Source organism: Streptomyces sp. rh34, assembly GCF_002551245.1.
Taxonomy (GTDB): Bacteria; Actinomycetota; Actinomycetes; order Streptomycetales; family Streptomycetaceae; genus Streptomyces.
Map to the genome: position 1 here is coordinate 1 of NZ_NTGZ01000069.1, position 12,004 is coordinate 12,004.

General features: G+C 72.0%; 8 protein-coding genes. 6 read left to right on the top strand and 2 right to left on the bottom strand.

The window, feature by feature from the left end; translation table 11 throughout:
- Positions 1-504: 504 nt before the first annotated feature.
- From CR470_RS15485 to CR470_RS15510, 6 genes are all read left to right on the top strand, one after another.
- Entirely contained in the window at positions 505-1,488 is a 984-nt protein-coding gene (locus CR470_RS15485) for a hypothetical protein (protein ID WP_257138679.1), read from the top strand.
- Between the two features lie 156 nt (positions 1,489-1,644).
- Positions 1,645-3,762: a LamG domain-containing protein gene (locus CR470_RS15490; protein ID WP_097868176.1), complete on the top strand. Its 2,118-nt coding sequence runs from the start codon at positions 1,645-1,647 to the stop codon at positions 3,760-3,762.
- 273 nt (positions 3,763-4,035) lie between these two features.
- Positions 4,036-5,307: an aspartate kinase gene (locus CR470_RS15495; protein WP_097868177.1), complete on the top strand. Its 1,272-nt coding sequence runs from the start codon at positions 4,036-4,038 to the stop codon at positions 5,305-5,307.
- Positions 5,304-6,377 (top strand): aspartate-semialdehyde dehydrogenase, encoded by a 1,074-nt coding sequence (locus CR470_RS15500; protein WP_097868178.1) that lies wholly within the window; start codon positions 5,304-5,306, stop codon positions 6,375-6,377. Before CR470_RS15495 ends, CR470_RS15500 begins: the two co-directional genes overlap by 4 nt.
- A 362-nt stretch (positions 6,378-6,739) precedes the next feature.
- Positions 6,740-7,315, top strand: a complete 576-nt coding sequence (locus tag CR470_RS15505; protein ID WP_097868179.1) for a SigE family RNA polymerase sigma factor — start codon at positions 6,740-6,742, stop codon at positions 7,313-7,315.
- Positions 7,312-8,754, top strand: coding sequence for a hypothetical protein (locus tag CR470_RS15510; protein ID WP_097868180.1), 1,443 nt, complete (start codon positions 7,312-7,314; stop codon positions 8,752-8,754). The genes CR470_RS15505 and CR470_RS15510 overlap by 4 nt, the downstream gene beginning before the upstream one ends.
- Here the strand turns inward: CR470_RS15510 and CR470_RS15515 are convergent.
- Positions 8,724-9,605 carry an SURF1 family protein gene (locus CR470_RS15515; RefSeq protein WP_097868181.1) on the bottom strand — a complete coding sequence of 294 codons (882 nt, stop codon included), beginning with the start codon at positions 9,603-9,605 and terminating at the stop codon, positions 8,724-8,726. The genes CR470_RS15510 and CR470_RS15515 overlap by 31 nt on opposite strands.
- A gap of 51 nt (positions 9,606-9,656) precedes the next feature.
- The gene (locus tag CR470_RS15520; RefSeq protein WP_097868182.1) at positions 9,657-11,498 is read right to left on the bottom strand and encodes a S9 family peptidase; all 1,842 of its coding nucleotides are present in this window, start codon (positions 11,496-11,498) and stop codon (positions 9,657-9,659) included.
- Positions 11,499-12,004: the final 506 nt, after the last annotated feature.

Sequence of the window (12,004 nt, forward strand, 5' to 3'; positions counted from 1 at the left end):
CCGTCATCCACCGGCTGTCCGTCAAGGAAGGGGACGCCTGCATGCTGTACGACCGGCACCCGGCCGCGCACTCCTGGGACGTGAGGGATCCGCTCGCCGATCTGATGGCGGAGCGGATCCGGGAGGACGTACGACGCGACCGCGACGGAGGCGGCGGGGTGGCGACCTGAGGCCCTGTGTCCCGCCCGGGGGTAATCCCGCAGGTCCGCCCGAGGCTCAAGCCCCGAGCCGCGAGCACCGGGCTTCGAGCTCTCTCTGTAGGAATGGGTGGTTGGGTTCAACCCGCCCACCCTCCCTCCCCGCTCCCTGACCAGATCCCGAACCGCCCAGTGGGCTGCGCGAATTCGACCGGAAGTGACGGTTGGTGACCAGGTTGCGCCGGAGCGTACGCACGCTCTAGGTTCACGATCAGCAACCCACTATCCGTAAAACGGACAACCCCGGTGGTGCTACCAACACCGACCGGGGTCTGACCGTACGAGATCGAATGCGAGTCGATCCCCCATGGCTGCCGCCAACCTTAGTGCCGCCCTGCGCGCGCCCGCCCACCCCATGGCGAAAGCCGGGTACGGGAAGCGTCACGCCCCCGACCAAGCCTCGCCCCGCGCCGACGACTTCGCCGGTCTGGAGCCGCGTGAGGCGGCCATCGCCGGGTACATCGACCGGCTCCCCGAAGGCGCGGCGATCGGCTACAAAGTGCTCGCCGAGGAGCTGCCGGACTACGGACAGCAGGCGTGCCGCAGCGCGCTCGACCGGCTGACCCGTTCCGGACACCTGCGGCGCGTCCGGGTCCAAGTCACCCTGCCCGACCGTCAGATGCGCTGGGTGACGCGTACGTACTTCTCCCGGACCGCCCGCGACGCCGACTGGTGGGCCGCCCATGTGCGGTTCGTCCGGGGCCTGGACGCGCCCGGCCAGCCCCCGGCGCCGGCTGCCGCGGAGACGGCCGAGGAGCCCGAGCCCGGTGTGCGCGCCCCGCGCTCGGAGGCGTACGACGTGCTCGCCGGGCTCGGGCGCCGCGAGCCCCGGCTCCAGCTCTCCGAGGGCGACTGCGTGGAGCTGGAACACCTGGTCGGGGAGTGGCTGGCGCGCGGCGTCGGCCGCGAACAGATCACCCAGGCCCTGACCTCGGGCCTGCCGCCGTCCGTGCACTCCGCCGGACCCCTCCTCCGTAAACGACTGGAGACCAAGATGCCGCCGAGCTCCGCCCCCCGGCCGGAGAACGACCACCCGAGCGAGCAGATCGTGAACATCGTGATGATGTGCCTGTTCTGCGACGAGGACGAGACGACGACCACGCTCGACCACGGCGTCTGCCGCGACTGCCGCGCCGAGATCGCCCGCGACGAGGCGATGGGCCTGACCGGCGACGTCCCCGACACCTTCCTGGCCCGGCCGCGCGCCGAGGTCGATGTCGCCGCCCGCATGGCCGAACTCCGCTCGGCCACCGCCCGCCCGGTCCTTCCGGCTCCGAGGCCGCGCCGATGAGCGTGCGGGAGATCCCCGTCGGGGCCCCATGGAGGCAAGGAGGCGACGCCATGACCCCCAGGACCAGATATCCAGTGGCGGTGTCGCGTCCGGTTGTTAACCTCGCTCAGCTCTTGATCTCCGATCTTCAAGGGCAGAACCGGGGAGGGAACGCGCATGGCAGGACGTACAGGACACGGACGAGCGAGACAGGCGGCCGTAGCGGCCGTGATCGCCGCCGGGACGGTGCTGGCGACGCCGGGCACCGTACTGGCGGCGGGTGCCGGGCTCCCACCGAAGCAGCCGCAGATCGCCGATCTGGCGACGGAGAACTCGGCGTGCGTATCCGGCGGGAAACGGCCGTACGTGAGCTCCGTGCCGCGGGTGACGGCGCGGCTGTACGGACCCGGGGGCGGGCAGCCCGGTGAAGCAAGCCGGGTCCGGGGCGAGTTCGAGGCGTGGTGGCAGGGCGAGGGCGGCGTCGAGGAGCGCGTGACCACGACCACCAGCACGATGCTCGACACCGCCCCGTTCAGCTGGCAGCTGCCGACCACCATCCCCGACGAGACCGTCGTGTCCTGGCGGGTGCGGGCCGTCAACGACGCGGGTGTCTCCGCCTGGAGCAGCGAAGGGCCGGGCGCGCCCTGCGAGTTCGTGTACGACCGCACCATCCCCGACGTCCCGGTCGTCACCTCCTCCGACTATCCGGACGACAACACCTGGACGCCCGGCGCCGGGGTCCGGGGGACCTTCCGCTTCACGGCGCAGGCCGGGGACATCGTCGGATTCGCCTGCTCCTTCAACGGTGAGCTGCCGCGCATGGCCGACGTCCGGCCCGACGGTTCGGCCGAGATCAGCTTCGTGCCGGAGAAGTCCGGCGTCCAGGTCCTCTCCGTGCAGGCGCAGGACCGCGCGGGCAACCGTGGCCCGCGCACCGACTACACCTTCCGGACCGGGGAGGGGCCCGCGCCCGTGGCCCGGTGGAAGCTCGCCGACGCGACGGGTTCCCGTTCGGCCGCCGCCGAGAACGGCACCGCGGCCCGGGCCGGTGCGGGGGTCGCGTTCGGCGCGCCCGCGCCCTCCGGCACCCCGCTCACCTCCACCGCCTCGCTCGACGGAACGGGCCACGGCTTCCTGACCCCGGGCGCCCCGGTCGTCGTCGACACCGCGAAGGACTTCGCGGTCGGCGGCTGGGTGCGACCGGCGAGCGTGAACGGCACCCGTACGGTCCTCTCGCAGGACGCGGGCACGGGGCGTGCCTTCGCGCTCGGGCTGACGCAGGCCGGTACCGCCCCCGCGTGGTCGTTCGCCGTCGGCGGGGCGCGGGTCACGGGCGGGCTGCCCGAGACCGGCGACTGGGCGTACGTGCTCGGCCAGTACGACGCCGGGACCGGCACGGCCCGGCTGTACGTGAACGGCCGCGCGGTCGGCGAGGAGACGGCCGCCGTCCCCGTGGCGGGCGAGGGCGACTTCCAGATCGGCCGGGCGCGCGGGGCGCGGGGCTACCGGGACCGCTGGCAGGGCGAGATCGGTGACGTACGGGCGTACGACCGAATCGTGGTGCCGGAGGAGCTGACAGCCCTCGCGACCCGTGCCGCGCGGCGGGTCGGCCACTGGGCGCTGGACACCGCGCCCGACGGCCTCGCCCCGGAGACGGGCGGGGGCGCCCCCGTGAAGCTGGGAGCAGGCGCCTCGATCTTCCGCCTCGACCATCCCTGCGACGTTTTCGACCCGGACTGCGTCCAGGACTGGCCGCTGGAGGGCGACGGGCACCTCCGTCTCGACGGCGTCTCGGGCCACGCGGCCACGGACGCGCCGGTGGTCGACACCTCGGGGAGCTTCACCGTGAGCGCCCGCGTCCGGCTCACCGACGACGCCCCTGCGGGGCCGATGACGGCGATCTCCCAGGGCGGGGAGCACGGTGACGCGTTCAAGGTGCGCTTCGACCCGGAGAACTCCAGCTGGGACCTGGTGCTGGCGCACGCGGACGAACCGGGAGCCCCGGAGACCGTGCTCCGCCGGATCGAGTGGCCCGACGGTGACATCGGAGTGGGCCACCGGGTGACCGTCGTCCACGACGCCTCGCGGAACCAGGTGTCCTTCTACCTCGACGGGGTGAAGTACGCGGAGGGCGGCACGGCCGACTTCGACGCCGCCTGGAAGAGCACCGGTGGGCTCCAGCTCGGCCGGGGCCGCACCGCCGACGGCTGGGGTGAGCACCTGAAGGGCGTCGTGGACAGCGTGTACGCCTACGAGGGTGTGCTGTCCGAGACGGAGATACAGCAGCTGCCGTAAGCCGCGGCGTACGCGCCCGCCGGACGGATGAGGGGGCTCGCCCCTCATCCGTCCGACGGGTCCCGACTCGCGCATTTCCTGCGGACGGTGTGGGCTGGGACACAAACGGGAGTGCTCCCGGGCTGCGTGGGCAACAGCCCCGTACGAGCGGTTCGGGGCGACACGCCGTACCGGCTGATGAGCGGGACATCTCATCAGCTGATATGAGCGGGTCGATTCCGGGCTGCTCGTTAAACTGAGCCGACCGCAGTAATGACTGAGCGAGGAGCGCACGTGGGCCTTGTCGTGCAGAAGTACGGAGGCTCCTCCGTAGCCGATGCCGAGGGCATCAAGCGGGTTGCCAAGCGAGTCGTCGACGCCAAGAAGAACGGCAACCAAGTGGTTGTCGTGGTGTCCGCGATGGGCGACACGACGGACGAGTTGATAGACCTCGCCGAGCAGGTGTCTCCGATGCCTACCGGCCGTGAATTCGACATGCTGCTGACCGCCGGCGAGCGGATCTCCATGGCCCTCCTGGCGATGGCGATCAAGAACCTGGGCCACGAGGCCCAGTCGTTCACGGGCAGCCAGGCCGGTGTCATCACCGACTCGGTCCACAACAAAGCGCGCATCATCGACGTCACGCCGGGCCGCATCCGGACCTCGATCGACGAGGGCAACATCGCCATCGTCGCCGGGTTCCAGGGCGTGAGCCAGGAGGGCAAGAACATCACGACCCTCGGCCGCGGCGGGTCGGACACGACCGCCGTCGCGCTGGCCGCCGCGCTGGACGCCGAGGTCTGCGAGATCTACACCGACGTCGACGGCGTCTTCACCGCGGACCCCCGGGTCGTGAAGAAGGCGAAGAAGATCGACTGGATCTCCTTCGAGGACATGCTGGAGCTGGCCGCGTCCGGTTCCAAGGTGCTGCTGCACCGCTGCGTCGAGTACGCACGCCGTTACAACATCCCGATCCACGTCCGCTCGTCCTTCTCCGGACTGCGCGGCACCTGGGTCAGCAACGAGCCGCAAGGGGACCAGCAGGTGGAGCACGCGATCATCTCCGGAGTCGCCCACGACGTCTCGGAGGCCAAGGTCACCGTCGTCGGCGTCCCGGACAAGCCGGGCGAGGCGGCCGCGATCTTCCGCGCCATCGCCAACGCCGAGGTCAACATCGACATGGTGGTGCAGAACGTCTCCGCCGCGACGACCGGCCTGACGGACATCTCCTTCACCCTGCCCAAGGCGGAGGGCCGCAAGGCCATCGACGCCCTGGAGCGGACCCGGAGCACCATCGGTTTCGACTCGCTCCGCTACGACGACCAGATCGCGAAGATCTCCCTGGTCGGCGCCGGCATGAAGACCAACCCGGGCGTCACGGCCGGATTCTTCGAGGCGCTGTCCGACGCGGGCGTGAACATCGAGCTGATCTCGACATCCGAGATCCGCATCTCGGTGGTCACCCGCGCCGACGACGTCAACGAGGCCGTCCGCGCCGTGCACACCGCCTTCGGTCTCGACAGCGACTCCGACGAGGCCGTCGTCTACGGAGGCACCGGCCGATGACCGGACACCGCCCTTCGCTCGCGGTCGTCGGCGCGACCGGGGCGATCGGCGGTGTGATGCTCCGGATCCTCTCGCAGCACGCGGATGTCTGGGGCGAGGTCAGACTCGTCGCCTCGCCGCGCTCGGCCGGCCGCAAGCTGGTCGTGCGCGGCGAGGAGAGCGAGGTCCTCGCGCTCGCCGAGGACGTGTTCGACGGCGTCGACGTGGCCCTCTTCCTGGTGCCGGACGAGGTGTCCGCCCGCTGGGCCCCGATCGCCGCCGCCAAGGGTGTCGTCGTCATCGACGACTCGGCGGCCTTCCGCCTCGACGACGACGTGCCGCTGGTCGTCCCGGAGATCAACCCCCATGCCGCCCGGCTCCGGCCGCGCGGCATCGTCGCGTCCCCGAACTGCACCACGCTGTCGCTGATCGTCGCGATCGGCGCGCTGCACGCCGAGTTCGGGCTGCGCGAGCTGATCGTCTCCTCCTACCAGGCGGTCAGCGGCGCCGGCCGGGACGGCGTCGCGGCCCTGCGCGAGCAGCTGGCGCTGGTGGCCGGCACGGAGCTCGGCACCCACCCCGGGGACGTACGCCGGGCCCTGGGGGACGGTACGGAAGCGACGGCGAGCCCGTTCGCCGCACCCGTCGCCCTGAACGTCGTGCCCTGGGCCGGTACGGACGCCGGGGACGGCTGGTCCTCCGAGGAGATCGCCATCCGCGAGGAATGCCGCAAGGTGCTGGGCCTGCCGGATCTCAAGGCCACCGCGACCTGCGTGTACGTCCCCGTCATCGCCACGCACTCGATGTCCGTCCACGCCCGCTTCGAGAACGAGATCGCCGTCGACAGGGCGCACGAGATCCTGGCGACCGCCCCCGGCGTGGTGCTCTTCGACAGCCCGGCGTCCGGAGATTTCCCCACTCCGTCCGATGTGGTGGGCACCGACCCGACGTGGGTGGGCCGCGTCCGGCGTTCGATGGACGACCCGCATGCCCTGGAAATGTTCCTTTGCGGTGACAATCTCCGAAAAGGTGCGGCTTTGAACGTGGCGCAGATCGCCGAATCGGTCGCCGCCGAATTTCCCCGGGCGTGATCGAACCTGTTTTGTAGGATCTGTGAACGCCCTATGAGCAATTTGCTGGTCTGAACCTCTTGAGCTGGGGCGTTGTCGTATCCGACGATGATCTCCCGGCCATCTGCAACCGCACCTCGGCCGGGCTGCGTCTATGCGGTCACTTCTTGCGTGGCCAGACGCTATGACGGGGCATTTGGGGAAGAGCAGGTACGTATGAGGGCATGTCGCACAGCGTCGAACGTGGCGCCGTACGCGTACAACCCTGACGGGGGGCAGTGTGTCCAACAGGCGTGGCAGCAGAGGTTCTCGACATCACAGTGGTGGGCCCGTTGCGAGGCGCGTCGACGCGTCCGCTCCGGCGGCCCCGTGCGCCCGGCGGCATGCCGGTGATCGCGCCCATGCCCGCCGCACGTGCGGCACAGTTGCCCTCGCAGCGCGGGGGCGCTGAGGAGACGGTGGCAGCGGGAACCACGGTCGACCATCTCACCGAGACCTATCGCGCCCATTACCGCTCCCTGCTCGGCCTCGCGGCCCTGCTGCTGGACGACACCGCGTCCTGCGAGGACGTGGTGCAGGAGGCGTTCATCCGCGTGCACTCCGCGCGGAGCCGGGTCCGCGAACCGGAGAAGACCCTCGCGTATCTCCGGCAGACGGTGGTCAACCTCTCGCGCTCCGCGCTGCGCCGCCGCATCCTCGGGCTGAAGCTGCTCTCCAAGCCGATGCCGGACATGGCGAGCGCGGAGGAGGGCGCCTACGACCAGCTGGAGCGGGACGCGCTGATCAAGGCGATGAAGGGGCTCCAGCGACGCCAGCGCGAGGTGCTGGTGCTGCGCTACTTCGCGGACATGACGGAGGCCCAGGTCGCCGAGACGCTGGGTGTCTCGCTCGGCTCGGTCAAGGCGTACGGTTCCCGGGGTATCGCGGCGCTGCGCGTCGTGATGGAGGCCCAGGCATGAGCGGGCCCGAGCAGCGCGACGAGCACAGGCACGAGAATGACCCGACGGGAAACAGAACTGTGAACCACGGGCCGGAGAAGACTCCGCACACCGATCCGGACCGCCCGCACGGCGGGAGCGCGGGGTCCGAGCCGGACGCGACCCCGGAAACCGTGCCGCCCGCGGGGGCGGACAGCGAGGCCGCCGAGGACCCCGACGAGCGGGACCCGGGGACGGCGGAAGCCGCGGCGGACGCGCATACGGATCCGAGCACGGACACGGACTCGGATGCGGAGACCGTCGTGAGCGCCGAGACCGCCGACGCCGACGAGACCGGCTCCAGCACGGACACCGGCAGGGCTCCCGGCTCCGGCAGGTCCTCCGCGGGGCCGGACGACGCCCTCGTCGGCACGCTGACCGACCTCTTCGGCCGTGACCGGGGCGCACCCGCCTCCGACGAGCTGGACGAGGTGGCCCTGCGCCGCATGCTGCACGGCGCGGTGCGGGAGCTGGCTCCCTCCGAGGGGACCCTCGACCACCTCCACCGTGCCGTCCCCGCCCGTCGGGCCAGGCGACGGCAGGCCGTCGTCGGGGCGGCCGCGGCGGCCCTGCTGATCGGTACCGCCGTCCCCGCCTTCGTCCACGTCGCGACCTCGGACGGCGCGTCCACCGCCCGCCCCGCCATCGCCGGACACGGCGAGCAGGCCCAGGGCGGCAACGGGGACGAGACCGGCCCCGAGGCGCCCGGCCGGCGGACCGTGCCGCCCATCGAGCGCGGGAGCGAGGGCGGCACCGGCGAGGCCGCCCCGGATCCCAGCCCCACCAAGGGCGAGGGCAGTGACCCCGACGGCGCGGTGACGGGCGAGGCGACCGACTCCCCGAGCGCGGATTTCGCCTCCCTGCCGGTCTGCGACCCGAGCCAGCTCGGCGTCGCGTCCGCGGGTACCGACGCACCGGGCGCCGACGGCACGGTCTACGGCAGCTTCAAGATCGCCAACGTGTCCGGCACGGACTGCACGGTGAGCAGCAACGGCACGGTCGGCTTCACCGCCATGGGCGCGGCCGACCCGCTCAAGATCGGCGTGGTCCAGCACGCGGCGGGCGACGCGGCCCCGGGGCTGCCCGACCCCTCGCGGGAGCCGGGCACGGTGCTGTTGAAGCCGGCCATGGCGTACGAGGTGCGGTTCGCCTGGGTGCCGACCGACACCTGTCCGACCGAAAACCCCTCGCCGAGCCCGACCCCGTCGGCGGACGGGGCCGGAGGACCGGTCGGCGAGGGGGGCACCGATCAGCCCTCCGGCGTCGACACGCAGGCGCTGCACGAGGACGGCGGGGGCACGGCGGAGGGCAGCGTCGCCGTGACGCACACCCCGGAGGCGGGAGCGCCCACCGCGGAGACGAAGATCCCCAACGCCTGCTCCGGCACGATCTACCGTACGGGCGTGCTCGCCACGTCGTAGTCCGGCGAGGCCGGGTCCTCGGGGGCCGACGGGTTCTCGGGGGCCGCCTGGGCGGACAGGTCCTCCGGGGCCGCCGGGTCCTCCGGGACGAGGCCGAGCGCGATGTCGCGCACGGCCTCGGCCTCGCGGCGCACCAGCCGGAACCACATGAAGAGCACGAAGCCGGCGAAGACGAACCACTCGCCCGTGTACCCCAGGTTCTGGAAGGCCTTCAGATCGAGGCCGCTGCCCTCGGGGGCCGCCGCGGGCACCGGCTTCATCGCACCGCCCGTGCCGCCCGCCTCGGCCTCGGGAAGCGTCACCCAGGCGTCGTACACGTCGTACGGCACGAGGTTCACCAGGGTCGCGGCGCTGATCATGCCGACCTGGCCCCCGGGGAGCCCGCCCCGGACGTCGACGCCGTCGCTGTGGGCGTTCTCGGAGGCCTGGAGGTCGCCGGTCACCGTGACCTCGCCCTCCGGCGCGGCGGGCACCCGGGCGCCGCTCGCGGATCCGGGCAGCCAGCCCCGTACCACCGGCAGGGCCTTGCCGGTGTCCGTGCGCAGCATGTTCAGGACGTAGAAGCCCTGACGGTCCTCCAGCTCGCGGCCGGGCACCAGGAACTGGTCGGCGTACGTACCCGTGGCGACGGCCGGGCGGCCGGACGTCACCTTGTCGACGGGCAGCAGCTCGTCCAGGGGTTTCGCGGCCCGGGTGCTGGGATCGGGCTGCTTCTCCGCCTGTTCGTGCGACTGCACACGGTCCTCGAAGCGGCCGAGCTGCCAGGTGCCCATGAACACGCAGAACGGGATGGCCAGCACGACGAAGAGGTTGATCCCCCACCATCGCGGGGTCAGCAGGAACCGGTACACCCCTCAAAGGTACGGTTCCCCGCCCCGGACTCCCGGAGCGGGGTCCGCCATTTATTCCGCCCTTACGCCCGCCTCGGGGCCCTGGGAGGCGGCGACGACGCCTCCTCCCAGGTGCTTGAGGGCGAACTCCAACTCCAGCCGCACCTGCTTGATCCGCTCCTCCACCACCAGCGAGCCGTGCCCGGCGTCGTACCGGTACACCTCGTGGACCGCGCCGCGCGCCGCCAGCCGGTCCACGTAGTTCTCCACCTGACGGATGGGGCAGCGCGGGTCGTTGACGCCCGCCGAGATGTAGAGGGGGGCGCGCACCGCGTCGACGTACGTCAGCGGGGACGAGGCCTCGAAGCGCTCGGGAACCTCCTCCGGCGTGCCGCCCAGCAGCGTGCGGTCCATCGCCTTCAGGGCCTCCATCTCGTCGTGGTACGCCGTGACGTAGTCCGCGACCGGCACCGCGGCCAGGCCCAGCGCCCAGGAGTCCGGCTGGGTACCGAGCCCGAGCAGGGTCAGGTAGCCGCCCCAGGAACCGCCCGCCAGGACGAGGCGCTCCGGGTCCGCGAGCCCCGACGCCACCGACCAGTCCCGTACGGCGGCGATGTCCTCCAGCTCGATCAGGCCGACCCGGTGCTTCAGCGCGTCCGTCCAGGCGCGGCCGTAACCGGTGGAGCCCCGGTAGTTGACCCGGACGACCGCGAAGCCGTGGTCCACCCAGGCCGCGGGCCCGGAGGCGAACGCGTCGCTGTCGTGCCAGGTCGGGCCGCCGTGGATCTCGAAGATCGTGGGGAAGGGCCCTTCGCCGGCGGCGGGCTTCTGCACGAGGGCGTGGATCCTGCCCCCCGGCCCGTCCACCCACGCGTCCTCGACGGGCACCGACGGCGGGGCCTTCGCGCCCGGCGGGTCCAGGACCACCGCGCCGCTCGTCGACCGCACCACGGGCGGCCGCTCGGCCGAGGACCACAGGTACTCCACCGTGCCGTCCGGGCGGGCCGTGGCGCCCGACACCGTGCCGGCGGGCGTCTCCACGCGCACGGGCTCCGGGGCCCCCGGCTCGTACCGCCACAGCTCGCTGCGGGCCTCGAAGCCGTGCTCGATGAGCAGCGCGGAGCCGTCCGGATACCACTCGGCCCCCACATCGCCCGGCAGGTCGACCGGCAGTGCGGTCTCCGTGCCCGCGACCGGGTCCCAGATCATCGGCTCCCAGCGGCCCCGGCGCTGGTGCCCGACAAGGAGCCGGGTGTCGCCGGCCACCGGGGCGAAGCCCAGTACGGCGAGCCCCAGCTCCTTCGTGCCGCCCTCGGTGTCGTCCAGCTCGGCCACCGTGGAGCCGTCGGGGCGCACCACGCGCAGCGCGGAGTGCATCGCGTCGCCGTGCTCGGTGTGCTCCAGCGCGATCAGGGTCCCGTCGTGGGAGAGGTCCCCCACCCCCGCGGACTCCCGGTGCCGGTAGATCTCGACGGGCTCGGCGCCCGGCGTCCGCACCAGGTGGATCGTCGTGCCGTCCTCGTCGGTCGAGCGGCCGATCACCGCCGAACCGTCCCGTCCGATGGCCAGGCCCGCCGGGTAGGAGGGGGCGAGGCCCGGGGCGGCCGGCTCGTCCTCCCCGCCGCCGAACGGCTGGCGCATCCACACCCCGAACTCGTCGCCGTCGGTGTCGCTGAACCACCAGATCGCTTCGCCGTCCGGCGTCAGCACGCCGTCCGTCGTGCCGTTCGGCCGGTCCGTGACCTGGCGCTGCCGCCCACTCGCCCGGTCCCACGCGTACAGCTCGTAGGTCCCGGTGGCGTTGGAGACGAACAGCGCGCGGTCGGGGGCGTCCTCGGCCCAGTCGGGCAGGGAGACGCGCGGCGCACGGAACCGCATCTCCCAGTCGGGCACAGCTGCTGCATCAGTCGTCATGCCCCCATCCAACCCGATGCCGCGGCAGGCCCGTGACGGGATTCAGAAGACGTGAAGTCGACGTGAAGTCGCCATCGTGCGCCCGAATTCCCCTTTCGGTCCGCACGTACGGACCGAAAGGGAGGCGAAGCCGTCCTTCCGGGCCCCGGTGCAATCGCCTGTGTACGAATTCACACGCATTCACACGCATTCACCGGGGGAGTCGAGGCGTTCCGTTCACGCACGGCAGAAAAGGAGAATGAGCTATTCCGGCTCTGCCGGTCCAGGCGGACGGGACGATCGATCGATCGGACCGAGCCCGATGGATCGGTCCCCTTCCGCCCCTCCCCGGCCCGCTGGGCCCCTGGAGCGCCGCACCGCGATGACCAGTACCGACGTCCATCGACTTATCGGTTTTCCGTTCGTGGGGACTCGGTTGCCGGAGAGTCGTAGGCGGGGATTTCCGTGGTGGACGCCGCTCCGGGCCGTCCGGCCGAGTCCGCGTACTCCGTCCTCATGGGACTGGG